The 19,351-nt window shown below is 34.2% G+C and carries 21 protein-coding genes; 17 read left to right on the top strand and 4 right to left on the bottom strand.

Annotation, left to right across the window (positions count from 1 at the left end):
- Positions 1 to 9: 9 nt before the first annotated feature.
- The 4 genes from LpgJCM5343_RS09135 to LpgJCM5343_RS09150 all read left to right on the top strand — a co-directional run bounded on the left by LpgJCM5343_RS09135 (position 10) and on the right by LpgJCM5343_RS09150 (position 1,803).
- Positions 10 to 936 (top strand): prenyltransferase, encoded by a 927-nt coding sequence (locus LpgJCM5343_RS09135; protein ID WP_101891033.1) that lies wholly within the window; start codon positions 10 to 12, stop codon positions 934 to 936.
- Between the two features lie 142 nt (positions 937 to 1,078).
- Positions 1,079 to 1,318 (top strand): bacteriocin, encoded by a 240-nt coding sequence (locus tag LpgJCM5343_RS09140; RefSeq protein ID WP_049160225.1) that lies wholly within the window; start codon positions 1,079 to 1,081, stop codon positions 1,316 to 1,318.
- Positions 1,318 to 1,527 carry a hypothetical protein gene (locus LpgJCM5343_RS09145; protein WP_077959249.1) on the top strand — a complete coding sequence of 70 codons (210 nt, stop codon included), beginning with the start codon at positions 1,318 to 1,320 and terminating at the stop codon, positions 1,525 to 1,527. Before LpgJCM5343_RS09140 ends, LpgJCM5343_RS09145 begins: the two co-directional genes overlap by 1 nt.
- 3 nt (positions 1,528 to 1,530) lie before the next feature.
- The gene (locus LpgJCM5343_RS09150; protein WP_020807650.1) at positions 1,531 to 1,803 is read left to right on the top strand and encodes a hypothetical protein; all 273 of its coding nucleotides are present in this window, start codon (positions 1,531 to 1,533) and stop codon (positions 1,801 to 1,803) included.
- A gap of 66 nt (positions 1,804 to 1,869) precedes the next feature.
- Here the strand turns inward: LpgJCM5343_RS09150 and LpgJCM5343_RS09155 are convergent, their stop codons facing one another.
- Positions 1,870 to 3,165: an extracellular solute-binding protein gene (locus LpgJCM5343_RS09155; RefSeq protein ID WP_020807492.1), complete on the bottom strand. Its 1,296-nt coding sequence runs from the start codon at positions 3,163 to 3,165 to the stop codon at positions 1,870 to 1,872.
- Between the two features lie 288 nt (positions 3,166 to 3,453).
- Between LpgJCM5343_RS09155 and phnD the strand changes: the two genes are divergently transcribed.
- The 3 genes from phnD (at position 3,454) to LpgJCM5343_RS09170 (ending at position 6,598) form a co-directional block, all read left to right on the top strand.
- Complete coding sequence (gene phnD, locus LpgJCM5343_RS09160) at positions 3,454 to 4,386, top strand: phosphate/phosphite/phosphonate ABC transporter substrate-binding protein (protein WP_113576209.1); 933 nt, start codon at positions 3,454 to 3,456, stop codon at positions 4,384 to 4,386.
- A 92-nt stretch (positions 4,387 to 4,478) separates the two neighbouring features.
- Positions 4,479 to 5,552 carry a BMP family ABC transporter substrate-binding protein gene (locus tag LpgJCM5343_RS09165; protein WP_101891032.1) on the top strand — a complete coding sequence of 358 codons (1,074 nt, stop codon included), beginning with the start codon at positions 4,479 to 4,481 and terminating at the stop codon, positions 5,550 to 5,552.
- Between the two features lie 161 nt (positions 5,553 to 5,713).
- Positions 5,714 to 6,598, top strand: a complete 885-nt coding sequence (locus LpgJCM5343_RS09170) for a proline iminopeptidase-family hydrolase (RefSeq protein WP_020807490.1) — start codon at positions 5,714 to 5,716, stop codon at positions 6,596 to 6,598.
- 58 nt (positions 6,599 to 6,656) lie between these two features.
- Here LpgJCM5343_RS09170 and LpgJCM5343_RS09175 read toward each other — a convergent pair whose 3' ends face one another.
- Both LpgJCM5343_RS09175 and LpgJCM5343_RS09180 read right to left on the bottom strand, forming a co-directional pair.
- A complete protein-coding gene (locus tag LpgJCM5343_RS09175) occupies positions 6,657 to 7,673 on the bottom strand; it encodes a serine hydrolase domain-containing protein (protein ID WP_101891031.1) in 1,017 nt (338 codons plus the stop codon).
- A gap of 66 nt (positions 7,674 to 7,739) precedes the next feature.
- On the bottom strand, positions 7,740 to 9,197 hold the full coding sequence (locus LpgJCM5343_RS09180) for a PTS sugar transporter subunit IIC (protein WP_020807488.1): 1,458 nt from the start codon (positions 9,195 to 9,197) through the stop codon (positions 7,740 to 7,742).
- Between the two features lie 242 nt (positions 9,198 to 9,439).
- Here LpgJCM5343_RS09180 and LpgJCM5343_RS09185 point away from each other — a divergent pair, with 242 nt between their 5' ends.
- The 8 genes from LpgJCM5343_RS09185 (at position 9,440) to LpgJCM5343_RS09220 (ending at position 16,717) form a co-directional block, all read left to right on the top strand.
- Positions 9,440 to 10,324 carry a BadF/BadG/BcrA/BcrD ATPase family protein gene (locus tag LpgJCM5343_RS09185; RefSeq protein ID WP_250881786.1) on the top strand — a complete coding sequence of 295 codons (885 nt, stop codon included), beginning with the start codon at positions 9,440 to 9,442 and terminating at the stop codon, positions 10,322 to 10,324.
- An 18-nt stretch (positions 10,325 to 10,342) separates the two neighbouring features.
- A complete protein-coding gene (locus LpgJCM5343_RS09190) occupies positions 10,343 to 11,434 on the top strand; it encodes a DUF871 domain-containing protein (RefSeq protein WP_101891029.1) in 1,092 nt (363 codons plus the stop codon).
- 1 nt (position 11,435) lies between these two features.
- Entirely contained in the window at positions 11,436 to 12,230 is a 795-nt protein-coding gene (locus tag LpgJCM5343_RS09195; RefSeq protein ID WP_113576208.1) for an alpha/beta hydrolase, read from the top strand.
- Positions 12,230 to 13,285 carry a dipeptide epimerase gene (locus LpgJCM5343_RS09200; protein WP_101891048.1) on the top strand — a complete coding sequence of 352 codons (1,056 nt, stop codon included), beginning with the start codon at positions 12,230 to 12,232 and terminating at the stop codon, positions 13,283 to 13,285. The genes LpgJCM5343_RS09195 and LpgJCM5343_RS09200 overlap by 1 nt, the downstream gene beginning before the upstream one ends.
- A gap of 4 nt (positions 13,286 to 13,289) precedes the next feature.
- A complete protein-coding gene (locus tag LpgJCM5343_RS09205) occupies positions 13,290 to 14,021 on the top strand; it encodes a serine hydrolase (RefSeq protein ID WP_003656946.1) in 732 nt (243 codons plus the stop codon).
- A gap of 15 nt (positions 14,022 to 14,036) precedes the next feature.
- A complete protein-coding gene (gene murQ / locus LpgJCM5343_RS09210; RefSeq protein ID WP_113576207.1) occupies positions 14,037 to 14,930 on the top strand; it encodes an N-acetylmuramic acid 6-phosphate etherase in 894 nt (297 codons plus the stop codon).
- A 73-nt stretch (positions 14,931 to 15,003) separates the two neighbouring features.
- Complete coding sequence (locus LpgJCM5343_RS09215; protein WP_003649781.1) at positions 15,004 to 15,765, top strand: sulfite exporter TauE/SafE family protein; 762 nt, start codon at positions 15,004 to 15,006, stop codon at positions 15,763 to 15,765.
- A 91-nt stretch (positions 15,766 to 15,856) separates the two neighbouring features.
- The gene (locus LpgJCM5343_RS09220; RefSeq protein WP_113576206.1) at positions 15,857 to 16,717 is read left to right on the top strand and encodes an Rpn family recombination-promoting nuclease/putative transposase; all 861 of its coding nucleotides are present in this window, start codon (positions 15,857 to 15,859) and stop codon (positions 16,715 to 16,717) included.
- 97 nt (positions 16,718 to 16,814) lie between these two features.
- Here the strand turns inward: LpgJCM5343_RS09220 and LpgJCM5343_RS09225 are convergent, their stop codons facing one another.
- Positions 16,815 to 17,654 (bottom strand): aldo/keto reductase, encoded by an 840-nt coding sequence (locus LpgJCM5343_RS09225; protein ID WP_049161155.1) that lies wholly within the window; start codon positions 17,652 to 17,654, stop codon positions 16,815 to 16,817.
- Positions 17,655 to 17,783: 129 nt separating this feature from the next.
- On the opposite strand from LpgJCM5343_RS09225, the gene nagB reads away from it, so the two are divergent.
- Both nagB and LpgJCM5343_RS09235 read left to right on the top strand, forming a co-directional pair.
- Positions 17,784 to 18,503 (top strand): glucosamine-6-phosphate deaminase, encoded by a 720-nt coding sequence (gene nagB / locus LpgJCM5343_RS09230; protein ID WP_113576205.1) that lies wholly within the window; start codon positions 17,784 to 17,786, stop codon positions 18,501 to 18,503.
- 182 nt (positions 18,504 to 18,685) lie between these two features.
- Positions 18,686 to 19,336 carry a deoxynucleoside kinase gene (locus LpgJCM5343_RS09235; protein ID WP_020807477.1) on the top strand — a complete coding sequence of 217 codons (651 nt, stop codon included), beginning with the start codon at positions 18,686 to 18,688 and terminating at the stop codon, positions 19,334 to 19,336.
- The last annotated feature ends 15 nt before the right edge of the window (positions 19,337 to 19,351 follow it).

Raw genomic sequence — 19,351 nt, forward strand, 5'->3', positions numbered from 1 at the left:
AAGTTTACTATGTCTGCTGAAGCTAAGCAAGGCTACTATGAATTAATTGAACCACGTACCCTATTTAATTCAATTATTCCCGTATTATTAGGGATGATGTATACAGAATATAATTTTCAGTTTTTCAGAATTTTTCCTACAATTGAAATGTGTATTGCCACGATTGTTCTACAAATTTTTATGAACGTGAATGATGGCTATTGGGATTATAAACGTGAAAAAGCTGCCAAAACTGGCGATCATAAGAAGAATCCCATTGGTAAGTATCACCTTAATCCTAAACACGTTTTAGCTTTTGTTTGGGTATTATTCATCGTTTCAGCTGTTTGCGCTATTCTGATTGGACTTCAAACTAATATCTATATTTGGATTGTTGGAATTATTTGTTATGCTATTGCTATTTCTTATTCAACGGGTTCACACACAATTTCTGCTGGACCGTTTGGAGAGATTGCAGCTTGTTTTGCAATGGGCTTTGGTATTTTCTTGGTAATGGTTTACATCAATGTTTGTTCTAAGGTCTCTTTTAATTGGAACTTTATTTATCCAATTATTCTGGCTGCTGGAATACCTGAAATTTGTAACTTTACTTTAATGCTAGGTAACAATTTATGTGATCATGACGCCGATATTGCAAATGGTCGCCACACACTAGTTTCATACATTGGAATCAAAGGCGGATTATATTTATTTGTATTCAATTATTTACTTGGTTTCTTTTTAACAGGTTGGGCAATTTGGATTGGTGTCCTTCCTTGGAGTGTAGCTTTAATTTTAATTTGCATTCCAACCATCTATAAGAACATGCGCTTTCTTTGGAAAATTCAGACGAAGCCAAAATCATTTCCTAAAGTTGTTCAAAATACGCAAGTATTGTTTATTACTGAAGCGGTTGGTTTCTTTATCGGTTTGATTTTAAATCTTAGAATTAGATAATTAAAAAAGGTCGAAACTTCATCTTAGTATGAAGTTTCGACCCTTTTTAGTTATATTTTAAGCTAAATTAGTCACTTTTCCTCTTAAGATTTATTTTTTTAGTAAACTATAAAAAAATATAAAGAAAAGGATATAAACAAACATGAAAGTATTAAACGAGTGTCAACTACAAACCGTCGTTGGTGGAAAAAATTGGTCAGTTGCAAAGTGCGGAGGAACAATTGGTACTAATATAGCTATTGGTGCATGGAGAGGTGCACGGGCTGGATCCTTTTTTGGTCAGCCAGTTTCTGTAGGAGCAGGTGCACTAATCGGTGCAAGTGCTGGTGCAATTGGCGGATCAGTACAATGTGTGGGCTGGTTAGCTGGAGGTGGAAGATAATGATCGAAAAAGTTTCTAAAAATGAACTAAGCCGGATATATGGTGGAAACAACGTAAATTGGGGTAGTGTTGCAGGATCATGTGGTAAAGGTGCAGTAATGGGAATATATTTCGGGAATCCCATATTAGGGTGCGCTAACGGAGCTGCAACATCATTGGTTCTACAAACTGCTAGTGGAATATATAAAAATTATCAAAAAAAGAGATAGTATATGACGGGAATATGGATAGTAATTATTAGTATTATTGTGCTTTCAATAATTATCACCAATATAGTAGCTCTAATACAGACACTATTACATAAGAAAAATGAAAAATATTATTTTGATAAATCTTTTGGAGCCTATGGCGATAAAAATAATCCAAAATATCTGTTTAATAATGTTGAACATCATGATTTTTTCCATGTATTTTATCAGTATTTTATTTGCTCATATATTCCATTTATAGATGTCATTTTTTGGTTCTTAGGTTCAATTTGGTAATAATCAAAAAAGGTCGAAACTTCATCTTAGTACGAAGTTTCGACCTTATTTTATTTCAAATTATTTTTATTGCTTCCACGCTGCATCAAATTTTGCTTTACCTGCTTTAATTTGATTATCAACATTTTGACCATTCTTAGCTGCATACAAAATCTTAGCCATAATTGGATCTAATTGACTGTAGGCAGCGTTTGAGTTCTTAGCTACTGGAATACTGTACAAGTGTTTCATAGCCCCTTCTAACTTAGCTGGAAGCTTAGTCTTGGTGTTTTCTTTGTATTCTTTAGATTTCACAACAGAATTATTAACTGGAATATAGCCAGTTGCATTTGCCCATTTAAGTTGAGTAGATTTAGAAGTTAAAAATTGCATATATTTAAATGCGGCAGTTCTTTGCATTGCTGTTGCTTTTTTAAACATGTAAATATCAGTACCTTGCTGCATAGTATATTTACCAGGGCGTGCAGCTACATCATAAGTAAACTTATCACCAACTGCCTTTTTAACGTAGCCTTCACCTGCTGATGTTCCAATATACATTGCTACCTTTTCATTAGCAAATGGACCTGATAAATAGTGTGCTGAACCAGCAGTTGTAAAGTAGCCCTTCTTCATACCTTGAGCATAGTAATCAATAACTTTCTTGGAATCTTTGCCAGTAAAGTTAACTTTATCAGTTAAATTAATTCCTTCATTTTTCATACCCAAGGTATAGTAATTAGCTAAAGAATCAAAGCCTGCACCAACAACTTGATGGTTACTCTTCTTATAAATGGTTTCTGAAACTTGTGCTAATTCCTTCATAGTTGTAGGAACTTTTTTAATACCATATTTTTCAAACATGGACTTGTTATAGGTTAAAACTTCAATAGATTTATTAAATGGAATACCGTATTGTTTTCCTTGAATTTTAGCTCCATCCAATAATTCAGTTCTAATATTTGACTTAGCAGCACTTCCCCAACCGAGCTTACTGTTATTAATGTATGGGGAAAGATCAACCAACATATTACTCTTAACAGCATTATAGAGCCAACCAGGATATGCTTGCGTAATTGTTGGTAAATTATTTGGTGATTGTAATGTTGAATTTACCTTAGCTTGTAAATCAATATAAGAACCTTGATTTTCAAGTTTGATTTTAATATTAGGATTTTTCTTTTCAAATTCTGCAGTTAATTTTTCTAATTCTGCACGCTGACCACCATTCATTCCATGCCAAAAGGTTACCGTAGTTTTCTTGGTAATTTTAGTTGGAATATTTGCTGCTGAACTATCTTCTTTATTTCCTTTTGAACATCCAGTAGCAATTAATGCCAACCCTGCAACTAAACCTAAAGCAATCTTTTTATATAAATTCATCAAAATCCTCCAGTAATTTCAAAATTGAAGCACTATTTATTGTATCAAAGTAAAAATCATATACAAGATGTTGTAGTATAAAAATAAGATTTTTTATTTTGAAATTTTTCATATTTTAAATTCTGCGTCAAACGCGCATTATATATAGCTTTTGCATATATAAAATACGTATATATCCGTACATTATAAAGAATAATGTTTATAATTATTCATATTTTGCCTTGAATTACGATTAATAGTCTGCTATCTTTAAATCGTCAACTTCATTAAATAGTTCTGGAGGAAAAAATGAAGATAAAGAAATTTTTGATTGGCGCCGCTATGGTTTTACTTGCTGCAACAAGTGCAGCTTGCTCGAACAGTAAATCTGCTTCTAAATCAAGCGATGGTTATACTCCTAAGGAGTTAAACGTTCAATTCGTTCCTAGTGTCCAAGCTTCTAAACTTGAAGCTAAGGCTAAACCATTACAAGGTTTACTTGAAAAGCAATTACACATGCCCGTTCACGTAACTGTTTCAACTGATAATTCCGCTTTGGTTGAAGCAATGGCATCTAAGAAAGTTGATGTTGGTTTCTTACCACCTGATGCTTATGTTTTAGCTCACAAGCGTGGTGTAGCTGACGTTTTACTTCAAGCACAACGCTATGGCTACGATGAACCAAGTGGTAAGCAAAATCATAAATTAATGGACAGCTTCCGTTCAATGATCGTTGTTAAAAAAGGTTCTAAGATTAAATCTTGGAAAGATCTTAAAGGTAAGACGATTGCCGTTCAAGACCCAACCTCTACTTCTGGTTACGTTCTTCCAATCGCCGAACTTCACAAGAAGGGCTTAAACGTACCAAAGGATTGTAAGTTAGTTCAAGTTAAGGGACACGATCAAGCTGTTTTATCAGTTTATAACGGAGACGCTGATGCTGCCTTTGTCTTCTCAGATGCTCGCCCACTTGCTGCAAAAGATGCACCAGCCGTAATGAAAGATGTTGTTCCAATCTACTTTACCAAGTACATTCCAAACGATACTGTTTCAGTTAGAAGTGGTATGTCCAAGTCATTTAAGAAGAAACTTGCTAAAGCATTCAAAGATATTGCCAAGACTAAGAAAGGCAAGAAGATCCTTGAAAACATCTACCAACACTATGATTATGTAGATTCTAAAGATTCTAACTTCAACATTGTTCGTGAATACGAAGCTGAAGCTAAAAAAGCTCAAAAATAAGTTTAATATTTTTAAAGGCCACCCTACTTTGACTTGTAGGATGGCCTTTTTCTCGTTTAAAATTAGAATAGATTTTTAATCGAGGTTTTTAAATGAAACTAAATAAAAAATTTTCTCTACTACTAATAGCAAGTACTGTTTTTTTGAGCCTAAGTGCTTGCAGCAAACCAACTCATGAAGGGCAAACAAATAAAAAGCTAGCCAATCACATTGCTTTAATCTCAGATACCAATGGAATTAAAGATAATTCTTTAAATCAATCTGCCTGGCAAGGCGTTAAGAATTACGGTACTAAGAATAACCTTGTTGAAGGAAATAAAGGCTACAATTATTTCGTTCCTAAAGATCCCCAAGATTATCAAGCAACTATCAACAAAGTTCTAGATAATGATTTTTCAACAATCATTGGCGTTGGTTATACACTTAAGCCTAATATTGTTAAAGCCGCGAAGAGTAATCCTAAAAAGAACTTCGTTCTTATTGATACTCATGCTGCTAAGATTAAAAACCTAGCTAGCATCTCCTTTAAAAATCAAGAAGGAGCTTATTTAGCAGGCGTTGCAGCTGCCTACACCACTAAAAGCCACACAGTGGGACTTATTTTAGGGCAAAACAGTAAAGAGATGGATTCCTTTAAAGCCGGTTTTACTCAAGGAGTTACAGCCAGCAGTCGTAAGCTTCATAAGCATATTAAAGTGATGAGCAAAACTGTAGGTAATTTTTCAGATATTAATAAAGCGCATGATATTGCCCAGGAAATGTACAATCAGAAAGCTGATATAATCTTCCAAGCTGCGGGCAAAAGCGGTCAAGGCGTCTTTAAAGCTGCCAAAGAAGTCAATCAAACCAATCCCGTAGGACAAAAGGTCTGGGTTATTGGTTCAGATGAAGATCAAACCAAACTTGGAAATTACCAAGCAAAAGGCGGTCAACCTTCTAACTTTACCCTTACCTCTGTAATCAAAAGCGCAGATGTAGCTGTTGAAGATCTTGCTAATCAAACTGCTAAGGGTAATTTCCCTGGTGGAAAGAACTTAAACTATGGTCTTAAAAACAAAGGTATTTCTCTAGTACAAGGTAATTTATCTTATCATACCTGGATCAAAGTTCAGAAAGCCAAGCAGAAAATTATTGATGGTAAAATCAAGATCATGGCTAATCGTTAAAAGATCGGTAGCATCAAAATTAATACAAACTAAAAAGTCACATTAACTTATGCCAAAAAGTTACTTGTGGCTTTTTTCTTTGCTTTATTTTTTACATTACTATCTACATTACAAAACACACTATAATATAGTTGTATAGATACAAAGAAAGTGTGTTTAAGATGGCTAATGAAAGTAAAATAGTGACTCTTAAAAATGGTTATCATGTATGGACTCGTAAAGAAGGACACGGTCCTATTAAGATTTTGCTTCTGCACGGCGGTCCTGGCATGGATCATGAATATCTTGAGCCTTTTTCTAATTACATTAAAATGCATCCCAATATAGAGATTATCTACTATGATCAATTGGGATCATATTTCTCAGATCAACCTAATGATCCAAAGTTATGGACAATTCCGCGTTTTATAGAAGAAATAGAAGAAGTCCGTAAAGCATGGGATTTAGATCAGTTTTATTTATACGGTCAATCATTTGGTGGTTTATTTGCTTTAGAATATGCCGCTTCTAAATACGGCAAACATGTGAAAGCCCTAATTGATTCAAACATGGTTGATTCATATCAAGATTACGCAAAATATATTAACAAGTACCGTGAATCGATGGATCCTGCTGATGTTTCATATATGAAAAAACAAGAAGAACGACACAACTATGATGATCCACATTATCAAGAACTATTGATGAAATTATATCACCGCTGCATTTGCAGAATATCTCCATGGCCCGATGCCGTGCAAAGAACTTTTGATCATATGAATGAGCAAGTTTATGTCACCCTACAAGGACCAACGGAATTTAACATTACTGGTTCATGTAAAAATTGGACAATTCGGGATCGTTTATCCAAAATTACGATGCCTACTCTTGTATTAGGAGGAAAGTATGACAGCATGAATCCAGCTGATATTAAAGCTTTAGCCGATAGATTACCTAATGGTACAGCTCATATATGTCCTAATGGAAGCCACTTTTCAATTTTTGATGACCAAAAAGATTACTTTAATGCTATTACCAACTTTATTACATCAGTAGAAAATGAATAATAAAAAAACTAGAGCTTACAAATGACAGCTCTAGTTTTTTATTTATGCTATGGCATTATTAGGGTAATTGCTCTGGACTATTGAAAAACAGACTTACCGCTAATCTTCTCACGTTTATCCATTTTTGGTTTTTTCTAGTAGGGTTTACTCGATTAGTTAAACAAATAAAGAAAGTAGAATGATCTAAATCAAGCGCAATTGATGTTCCAGTAAATCCTGTATGCCACAAAGTCTTGCTATTCTTATTCCACCTTTGCCATCCTAAGGTTCTACCCATAAAGTTATAGTTAAATAGCGTATCAATCATATCAGATGGGATTATTGTTTTGCCTTTGTACTTTCCTTTTTGAAGATACATTATGCAGAAATTCTTTAGATCTCCAATTGTAGAAAATAATCCCGCATTACCTGAAACACCATTTAACATATAAGCCGTTTCATCATGCACTTCTCCCTGAATCAGTCCTCTTTTATCAGTCTTTTCTGTTGGTACAAAATTTCGTTTATTTTCATTTAAACAATATCCTGTATTATTCATCTCTAAAGGTTCAAAGACATGTGTCTTTAAGCTTTTATCAAGAGACTCTTCATCTACTTTTTCAATGATCATCCCTAGTAAAATAAAATTAAGATCAGAATATACCATATCTGTTCCAGTCGGATAAACAAGCTTCTGTTTAAAAATAGCAGCTATCACCTCATCTTTATTCGCATATGAATATACATTGCATAAATCAGCAGCTAATCCAGAATTATGAAGCAAAAGATTCTTAACGGTAATATCTGGATAACTAATTTTTGGAAAATATTTACTTACTTTGTCATCTAAATCAATAATTTTCTTCCCTAATAATTGAAGTATACGACTTGTTACACCTACAACTTTAGTCAACGATGCTAAGTCATAAATATCGTCATCTTTTAACGGTATTTTTTTGTCATAAGTTTTGTACCCTAAAAAACTTGTTTCCATTGTTTTATTTTTTATATCTTCTAAGGCATAGCTTATTCCCGGCGTAGCACAATCATTTATTGCTTGTTTCATTAACATAGATATTTCATTAGTATTTCTCATTTATATTTCTCCAAAATTAAAGCCCACTATAACTTTTGTAGCTATAGTGGGCTTCCTAATTAAACACTAAACATTTTCTTTTGCTAATCTCTTAAACTTACTTAGCGTATCAAAAAGAGCAATTATTTTTGTGCTTATAGTTGTTTTTAAAGAAGTAGGCTCAACTGATAGATCATTATCAGTTAAATTAATTGCTTCAACATTATTACCCTTTGAAGCTTCTGTGTTAGTAGATTTACTTGCACTGTCTTTAGCTTCCTTTTCTAGTTGTTTCTTATCCCAAACTTTAAAGAATGGATAGTAAATAACAACAGAAATAATGACGTTAATAATAGATAAAACAGCAGCACGCCAATCAAAACCAGTTGCCATGTAAGCTCCAATTGGTCCTGGTAACGTCCATGGAACCAAAGCGATAGTACGTGATACTAAGTGAAGAGCCATTGCAAAGTATGTCAAAGCACCAGTTACCATAGGTGTTACAACAAATGGAATTGCAAAGTATGGGTTTAAAACAATTGGTAAACCAAAAATAATAGGTTCATTAATGTTGAAAATACTTGGGATAATAACCGCCTTACCTAAAGTCTTACCAAATGAAGACTTAGACATAAAGGCTAACAAAATACATAGACCTAAGATAGTACCTGAACCACCAATATAAACAAACCATTGGAAGAATTGTTCAGTCATAAATCTTGGAGCATTAGCAGCACCCACGCCATGTGCAATTGCTGCCATATTTGCATCTAGGTTCTTGTACCAGTATGGATAAATTGGAGTCGATGTAATAGCACCATGAATACCAAATAACCAAAATAGTGAGTTAAAGAATGGTGGAATAACTGATGAAATAAAGTTATCTTTACCAAAGTTAGATAATGGTGACAATAAAGCTAAAAGTCCTGCATTCAAGTCAAAATGCAATACTTCTTTAATTACCCAAGCTAAAATAATAATTACTGAAGCTGGTACTAAAGAAACAAATGAATTAGAAACTGCAGGTGGAACACCATCTGGCATTTTAATAACTAAATTTTTCTCTTTAAACCAACGAATAATTTCAACTGATATCATTGAAACTAACATTGCAGTAAACAAACCCTGCGCACCAAAGTTAGTTGAAGGAAGAACTGTTCCAGCTAACATGCCAGACAATTTAGCTGCTTTAGCAGTTAAAGTACCTGGACTTACAGCCAATATAAAGAATGCCATCGTTGCAACAGTGGCTGAAGAATTTCTATCTAATTGATAGTGCTCAGCCAAAGCAGCTGCCATTGCATAGCATGAATACAAGGCCATCATACCAATAGAAAAAGTAACTGGTACTTGTAATGCAGGTAAATATGGGGTAATAAACTTTTTCCAACTATCTATTGGAAATTGAGAAATAATTGTAAAGAATGAACCGACAATAGCTACGGGAATAATAACTGCCATTCCATCTCTAATTGCCACAAAATAGCGATTACCCGCTAGTTTCGACATTTTAGAGGTGATTTTTGCGGCATTAAACTTAGCCATATTAATACCTCCCGATATATGAAACCAAAGTTAATATAACGCATAAATGAATACGCTATCACTTCTGGCTTTAATATAGCACTATTTTTCAGAAAATGAAATATTTTTTCTTAATTATGTTTAAATTATGCATTTTTAGATATTTTATGAAATATTTTTTCAAGTTTTATTGAATAGTTACATAAAAAAAGTTACTATGAAATCGCATACAGTATTAGTTGAAAATGCTTAGGAGGTTTCTCATGAGCTATGTAATCGGAATTGATAGTGGCGGTACCCATATAACGGCTACCGCTTATAAAGATAATATTGAAATTGCCACTGCTACTGCTGGTCCAGGAAATATATTTCTTGATCCACAGCAAACCATTAAGAATCTAATTAAAGTTATTACTGAAATTTCAGAAAAATTATCATCAAATACCTGTACCTTAATTTTGATTGGAATTGCAGGACTAGAAAGTGCCGATAATCCACAGCCTTATTTAGACAAAGTAAAGGATTATTTTAAGTCATTAACTGAAAATATTATTTTTACAAGTGACGCTAAACTAGCTTTAATAAATGGTCTTGAGGGAAAAGACGGATTTTTAGCAATTGCCGGTACCGGATCAATTGTATATGGAAGACAAAAGAATAAATATTTACGTGCTGGCGGTTGGGGATATTTATTAGATGATATTGGTTCTGGCTATCGCATCTCCCAAGAAGCCGTTGCCACCGCATTAGAAAAAATGGATCGAGGAGAAAATTCTTCTTTAATACCTGCTATTCTTGAATACTTTAAGGCCGATAATTTAAAAAATGTAGTTAGCCAATATTACAAACTTAATCGTACAGAAATAGCAGCTTTTTCATTAAAGCTTGCTCAAGAAGCTGATCGGCAAAATGATGAAGCAATTATGATCTTACAGCATCAGGCCGACTTATTAGCTGATGAAATTATTCATTTAATAAAACGTTATTCTCAAGAAAGTATTTCTCTAAATCTTGCCTTATCAGGATCTGTTTTAGTCAATAACCTTATTATTCAGAAAGAAATTTCATCAAAAGTAAAACATGCTTACCCTACTATAAAAATTATGGTTTCTGACAGAAGTAATACAGCAGCAGTCAATTATATTTAGTAAAGGAAGTAGTTAAATATGACAATGAGAAATTTAGGTCTGTCAATCTATCCAGACCATAGCAATTACGATGACAATGTTCAGTACCTTGAGCTTGGACATAAATATGGCTTTAAGCGTATTTTTATGAGCATGCTCGAAGTACAAGGAAGCGTCGAAGAAACTAAAGAAAAATACAAAAAGATAATCTCAATGGGAAACAGATTGGGATACCAAACGTTTCTAGATGTTTCACCACGTATTTTTAAAGATTTAAAAATTGATTATCATGATCTATCCTTTTTCCATGATATTGGTGCAACTGGCTTACGACTAGATCAAGCATTTGATGGAGCAACTGAAGCTTTAATGTCTTACAATCCCTATAATTTAATTATTGAATTAAATATGAGTAATAATGTGGACTACTTAAATAACATTATTTCTTACCAAGCAAATACTCCATATATTTACGGTTGTCATAATTTTTATCCACAAAAAGGCACAGCTCTTCCTTATGATTTCTTTGTAGAATGTTCAAAACGCTTCAAGAAATTCAATATTCACACAGCTGCATTTGTTACCAGCCAAGTTGGAAAAATGGGACCTTGGAATGTCACAGATGGCTTACCAACACTTGAAGAAGATCGTTATCTTCCAATACAAGTTCAAGCAAAGCAGCTGTGGGCAACTGGCTTAATTGACGACGTTATCATCGGTAACGCCTATGCATCTGAGGAAGAACTAAAATTATTATCTGAGGTTAATCCATACCAATTAGTTTTACATGTAAACTATGTTCCAAAGATAAACGACATTGAAAAGACAATTGTTGAAAAGCCACAACATTTCCGCAGGGGCGACATGAATAGTATCGTTATTCGGTCAACAATGCCACGTGTAACTTATAAAGACATCCCTAACCCAGCCCATGATAATGAACAAGAATTTAAACGCGGAGATGTTTTAATCGGAAATGATGGCTTTGGAATATATAAAAATGAGCTACAAATTGTATTAAAGCCACACATGGAGTCAAGAAAAAATAAAGTTGGTGAAATTTCTAAAAATGAATTATTCTTATTAGACTTTATCAAGCCTTGGACTAAGTTTAAGCTGTCATCAAATTAAAATGAGTACCATAATAACCTCCACACTTTACTCTCCGCATTTAAAATTAGATTGGAATTATGATATCTATCTTCCAGATCAAGTTAATTCCCAGCAAAAGTATCCCTTGCTTTTAATGCTCCACGGATTATATGGAAATCATACTAATTTTTTAGATACGAATCGTATTGACTCAAAAAGTATTCTAGATAACTTGATGCGTAATGCCAAAAAGAAAATTATTGTAGCTTTTATAGATGGTTTTAATAGTTTCTACATCAACTCTCTATATGGTTTCAAAATGGAAACGGCAATTATGCAGGACTTATTACCCTATTTAATTCAGCAGTACCCTATTTCAACTAACATTGGTATCGGCGGCATTTCAATGGGCGGATATGGTGCATCGAGACTTGTTTTAAAATATCCTCAAATATTTTCGGCAGCATTCTTAATTTCACCCGCTGTTTGGAATATTAAACATATTCCTCAATTTATTCACAATTCTATTCATACATTTCAAGATGAACAAAATAGTTGGTCAGAAAATTTCTACAATAAAATCTATCCAACTACTTATTTATCACCTATTTCAAATAAAGTTAATTTTTATATTGAGAGTAGTAAAACAGATGACGTTGTTCCTATCAAGGATGTAATATATTTTGCTCAAAAAGTTTCAAGCAACCATAATCACGTTCAATTAACAACTGATTCATTTGGCGCCCACGAATGGAACTATTGGCAAAAGGCAATAGTTCCAGCTTATACATGGATGATCGAACAATTAGAGCAAAAGAAGGGAGTGATAAATTAATGAATTTAAAAATTAAAAATATTACATGTTCCATTAAAAAAGTTCCATTAAAGAGACCGTTTATTACTGCCTTACATAAAGTCACCGAAATTGAAGGACTGAAAATCGTTGTTGAATTAAGTGATGGTCAAACAGGTACTGGAACAGCTACTCCTAATGAGAAAGTTACCGGTGACACATTACAAAGCTCACTAGACATTGTTAATCAAGTTATTAAACCTGCATTAATAAACCAAAACTTCAAAAATTGGAACAAAATTTTAACCACACTTCAAACCTGTATCGTTCATAATTCTGCCGCAAAGGCGGCAATGGATATTGCCTTACATCAATTAAAGGCTAAAGAAAACAATGAATCTCTAGTTAACCTACTTGGTAGTGAAAAAGGCAAATTAACAACCGACTATACAATTAGTATCGGTTCAGATGACCATATGGTTTCTGAAGCCAAAGCCTTAGTTAAAGATGGCTTTACTGCAATCAAAATCAAGTTAGGCAACAATTCTGTAAGTCATGATATTAAAATCATTCAAAAAATTAGTAAAGCTGTTGGTCCTGACATTTCCTTACGTATTGATTGCAATCAAGCCTGGAATTACAAAGACACTTTAAAAGCTAGTCGAACTTGGGCACAGGATAATTTAAACATTGATTTTATCGAACAGCCTGTTCTAAAAGATGCAATCTCAGATTTAACTTTATTAAGTGAAAATTCGCCTTATCCAATTATGGCTGACGAAAGTGTCGCTTCATATCAGGATGCCATTAACTTAATCCAGCATCACGCTTGTGACTACATCAACATTAAGTTAATGAAAACTGGTGGCTTATCAGAGGCAATCAAAATTAATGATTTAGCCCAAGCTTGTGGTATTAAAACTATGATTGGTTGCATGATTGAGCCAGTTGAAAGTATTGCGGCAGCTGCTGCATTCGCTGTTGCAAATAAAAATGTTAAATTTATTGATCTCGATTCAATTTTTATGGCTACACAAGATCCTGATCTTAGTAAGTATTTAGAAATTAAAAATAATGAAATTATTCTAAAGGACTAAGACAATGCAACTGACCCAGATTCAAGAACAAATAGAAAATAATCCTTGGAAAACAGCAATTACTATTCGTAAAAATAATCATACGATCTTTGAAAATTCAAACGCTAATGTGATTTTTAAGTCAGCCTCATTAATAAAACTAGGGATTGCTCTTTATATTCAGGAAAAAAAGCCTGGCACAATCGCCAATACTCTTACCCTATCTAGTAATGATATTGTTGGAGGAGCCGGCATTATCAATAGACTAAGCATTAAGTCATGGAAGATTAGTGATTTATTAGATCTAATGTTATCTGTATCTGATAATACAGCTACTAACGCTTTATTGAATTATTACAACATCAATACAATTAATGATTATTTACAGCAAAATTTTCAAAATATTTCTTTAAGTCGATTTTTAATGAAAAAAAGTGATAAAGAAAATACTTGTACATCAAATTCTATGATGGACGTTTTTGAAAAACTACTTGCAGGCGATAACGAAGTTAATCATGTGGTTCTCGATGCCTTAAAGCACCAAGAAGTAAGAAATAAATTAGTAGCTTATAGCAATCCTAAGTATGAAGTCTTTAATAAAACTGGCGAACTATTGCATGAACAGCATGATATAGCACGATTTAGAGCAAACACTGATGTGATTGACTGCTGCGTATTAACCAATTATCAAAGTCAAAAAGATTATGAGAATATTTTAAGTATGATGCAAAAGATCGGGAAAATACTTACACACTAGAAAGAAGTATTTACAATGGAAATTAAAAACTTAACTACGGAGCAACGAAACCCCGCGACTATGCACATTGATTCCATGTCAACTATCGACATGGTCAAAACTATTAATCAAGAAGACAAAAAAGTCGCTGTAGCAGTGGGAACTCAAGATGATAAAATTGCCCGGGCAATAGATGAAGCAGCTAAGCGCTATAGCAAAGGTGGACGTTTAATCTATATCGGTGCTGGAACAAGCGGCCGTCTTGGCGTTTTAGATGCTGCTGAATTAGTTCCTACCTACGGTATTAAACCAGAACGCGCAATCGGATTAATTGCTGGCGGTAAAGATGCGATGTATGTTGCTGTCGAAGGTGCTGAAGATTCACAAGATCTAGCAAAAAGAGATTTAAAAGATCTTAAACTAAATAAAAACGATATCGTTTTAGGGCTTGCCGCCAGTGGTCGCACTCCATATGTAATTGGCGGTCTTGACTATGCTAAAGCCATAGGTGCTCTAACTATTTCCATTGCCTGTGTTAAAGACTCTAAGATAGGCGATCACGCCGATATAGCTATCGAAGCTGTTGTTGGACCTGAAGCGATTACCGGTTCAACTAGAATGAAAGCCGGAACTGCTCAAAAGATGATTCTGAACATGATTTCTACTGGTGTCATGATAAAACAAGGAAAAATCTACGAAAACGTCATGATTGATGTTAAACCTACTAATTCTAAGCTAATTGATCGTGCCTGTCGCATTATTCACACTACTACTGGTGCATCTACCCAGAAAGCTAAAGATACTCTTAAAGAGGCTAATAATGATGTTGGCTTAGCAATCGTAATGCTTAAAACTAACTGCAGTCTCAATCAAGCAAAAAGTTTGTTAGAAACAAAAAATGGAAATGTCGCAGAAGTTTTAAATAAGTAGCTTGCTAGCTAAACAGAAGGGGCTTATAATACCTACCATTGCAATATATCAATTTACAATGTGAGGTGAAATTATGAGTCCTTTTTTCTTATTCATTTATCTGATTTTTGGTGGGATTTTAGGTGGCCTTCTCTCAACAATTGCAAGTATGGCATCCCTTGCCACTTATCCAGTCCTCCTTTCAGTTGGTATTCCCCCAGTTTATGCAAATACTACTAATGATGCAGCCTTAATCTGGACTGGCGTTGGATCAACTGCATCTTCGCTTAAAGAACTAAAGGGGCACTGGAAACAAGTTAGTTTCTATTCAATTTTTACAATTATTGGATCAGCTTTAGGCTGCATGCTTTTAATTCAATTTCCCGGGAAAATATTTGAGAAGATCGTTCCCTTCTGTATCGCTTTTTCCGGCTTAATGATTTTATTCAGTGGAGAAATTCATCTTGGAAATGAAAGTGATCATCCTAATCGCTTAGTTCAAGCTCTATCACTTTTATGCTTATTGATTGCTGGAGCTTATGCTGGGTACTTCGGCGCTGCGAGCGGCGTTTTAATGTTAGTTATCTTGAACGCAATTAGTGATGATGCCTTTTTAACTGTTAATGCTATGAAAAATATTATTGGCGCACTCTCCAATTTAGTTGCGCTAATTATCTATATGTTTACCGAAAAAATTTACTGGAGCGCTGCTATTCCTTTGGCAATCGGAGCGTTGATCGGTAGTTACTTTGGACCACGTATCATGCGCCATATTCCAGTTAAGATCATTCGTTTGGGCATTGCCGTTTTAGCCCTCATTCAAGCTGCTTACTTCGCTTATACTGCGTATAAATAAAAACAAATTTTATCTAGGAAAAATAAATTTAGTTTGCGTAATAAACATATGGGATTACTTCCTCAAATATTTTTAGAGAGGATTTACTCATATGGTAAAAAAGATTGAACCCTGGTTTGGGTTCACGGAAGATAAAGTGTTTGGGATGGTGATGGAAAACAAGGACTTCTGCAAGTATTTGCTTGAAATTATTATTCCAGATCTGAAAATTGAAAAGATAGACTGGTTAGATAAGCAAGTTGAGATTAATAATTTTGAGCGCAAGAATGAAGCTAAAGAAGTTAGACTTGATGTTTTGGTTACAGACCATGAGGGACGCGTGTTTAACATCGAAATGCAAACAACGGATCAAGATGATATCGGTAGACGCATGCGTTACTATCTTTCAAGACTTGATTTACGCTATACTTTAAATAAGGGTAAGACTTATCGAAATTTGAAAGACGCCTTTATTATTTTTCTCTGTAACTTTAAACCAAAGAAAGATGATAAATTTTATGAGTCGTACCATACTTATTCTGATCAAGATAGGTCAAAACAATTACAGGATGGCGTGACAAAGATTATCATTAATTCACAAGTTTCAGCTGAAGGTCAGAGCGAAGATTTAAAAGCCTTGGCTAAATTAATGAACAATGAACCTGTGAATTTAAATAAACATTTTGATTACGCGCAAAGAAGAATTAAAGAAATTAACGAAGATCCAGAAACGAGGGAAAAGATCATGCTTTACGAAACAAGAATGCTAGAACGAGAACAAGCTGCAGGAAAAGCAGGATATGAGCAAGGAATGAGACATGGCGTTGAACAAGGAAAAGTCGATTCTGCCAAAATTATTCTCGAAAATCAAATGGATAATGGTAGTACTTTAGAGCAAGCAGCGGATTTTGTTAAGAATTTAAAATTAATTTCCAACAAAGATCTTGAAAAATTGATCAAGATATATAAATAAAACCGTAAAAAAATAATTCTTAAAGCAAAAAGATTGATTAGCCACGTTACTAAAACGCTGGCTAATCAATCTTTTTTATTTTACAAATATTTCCAAACTATATCATCGCAAGTGGCGTCTTTTCAGTCGGCTGCGGGAAGTCATTATCTATTAATTTTATTTCGTCTGATGTTAATTTGATATCTTGAGCAGCAATATTCTCCTTCATATGCTTAACCGTTCCCGCTTTAGGAATCGATAAAACATTACCATGTCTTAAAGTCCAAGCTAACATAATTTGGTGCGGAGTTACATTGTGCGCACGAGCTACTATTTTAAGATTATTAGTAATCCTAATCGAATCGCCCTTACCTGAGTTAAATGGAGAATACCCAATAAAACCAACGCCATGCTTTTTTTGCCAAGGTAAAACATCATATTCTACCCCGCGTTCAGAAAGGTTATACAAATCTTCATTGGCAAAACAATCCTTGCCGCCTGGGACACTAAACAATTCTTCTAGGTCAGCTACATCAAAGTTAGATACACCCCAGTGGCGAATTAAGCCTTCATTTTGTAATTCTTTTAGTCCGCGTACTGTTTCAGATAAACGCTTATCGCCACGCCAATGAAGCAAATACAAGTCTAAATAATCAGTTTTTAGTCGTTTTAAGCTATTTTCTAAGCTCTGACGTTCTAATTCTGGAGAAGCATGATACGGATAAAATTTTGAGATCAAAAAGATTTGACTGCGATCATAACCTTGAATTGCTTCGCCAATTAATTTTTCACTTTTTCCTTCACCATACATTTCTGCAGTATCAATTACTTTAATTCCATTATCTAAACCATAGCGAAGTGCAGCTATTTCGTCTTTTTTCTTAGAAGCGTCTTCGCCAATTCCCCAAGTTCCCATGCCTAAGCCTGACAAGTTATTTTCTTGAAAACTCTTCTCCATCTCTTCTCACCTCACCTAAATTTTACCGCAGAAAAAAACAAATTTAAAAATGTTAGCGGTTTAAGTTGACTAGACCAATTTTATATTTTATAATGGACTAGACCAATGAATGAGGAGGTACACATAATTATGAAAATCATCGTAACTAAAGATAATATTGAAGGCGGCACTAAGGCATTTGAAATTATTAAAAAGGGAATGGAAAATGGCGACAAAGTTTTAGGCCTTGCAACTGGCTCTTCCCCAATTCCAATGTATGACGATATGTGCGACAGCGACTTAGACTTCTCTGACATGACAAGTATTAACTTAGATGAATACTACGGCTTAAAACCAGATAATGATCAAAGCTACCACTACTTCATGCAAAAACACTTATTCGATAAGAAGCCTTTCAAGCATTCATATATTCCAAATGGAATGGCAAAAGATATTGACAAAGAAGTTGACCGTTATAACGACATTATTGCTGCTAACCCAATTGACATCCAAATTTTAGGTATTGGTAGAAACGGACACATTGCCTTTAACGAACCAGGTACTCCATTTGGCAGCTTAACTCACAAGGTTCAATTAACTGAAAGTACTATTAAGGCAAATTCACGCTTCTTTGACAATGAAGACGAAGTTCCTCGCCAAGCTATTTGTATGGGAATTAAGTCAATTATGCAAAGTAAGAAGATTGTTTTACTAGCCTTTGGCGAATCAAAGCAAGATGCAGTTAAAGCATTAGTTGAAGGTCCAGTTACTGAAGAAGTTCCTGCATCCATTTTGCAAGATCACCCAGATGTAACAGTTATTTGTGATGAAGTAGCTGCAGCAAAGCTTGATCCAAAATACAGAAAATAATCCTCATTTAAGACTGTTTACTTTGGCGAATTAATCTTTTTAGATTAGTTCGTCTTTTCTTTTTGTATTTTTTTGATGTGTTCTCTTGACTTTTTTCTTTTATAGCAAATTAAAAAACCACTTGTTTTCATACCAGATATTGAATTACACTATTAAAGCAAACTATATCTTGTAGAAAGAACGTGATGACAGTTATTGTATTGAGCGGGCCTATTGGAGCCGGAAAATCCAGTTTAACCAGTCTTCTTGCAGAGCATTTAGGCACCCAAGCATTTTATGAAGGTGTAGATAATAATCCAATTTTGCCACTTTATTATAAAGACATGGCACATTACACTTTTCTCTTAAATACCTATCTTCTAAACCATCGTTTGGCTCAAATTAACCAAGCTATTCGCGATCATAACAGTGTGTCTGATCGTTCAATTTATGAAGATGCCTTATTTTTCAAAATGAATGTCGATAGTGGAATCGCAGACCCTACTGAATTCAAGATCTACGATAGTTTACTTGAGAATATGATGGAACAAGCCCCAGGCAACCCAAGTAAGAAACCTGATTTGTTAATTTATATTCATGTATCTCTTGATACCATGCTTCACCGCATTCAAAAGCGCGGTCGTACATTTGAACAATTATCAACTGATCCAGGCTTAAAAGACTACTATGCTCGACTTTTGTCTTATTACGAGCCTTGGTATGAAAAATATAATGCATCCCCTAAGATGATGATTGATGGCGATAAATATGACTTTGTTGCAGATGAAGATGCACGAAAAGAAGTTATCAACACAATTGATCAAAAGCTTACTGATCTAGGTAATCTAAACTAGCTAACGAATAGAAGG

The organism is Lactobacillus paragasseri, assembly GCF_003584685.1.
In the GTDB taxonomy this organism is placed as follows: domain Bacteria; phylum Bacillota; class Bacilli; order Lactobacillales; family Lactobacillaceae; genus Lactobacillus; species Lactobacillus paragasseri.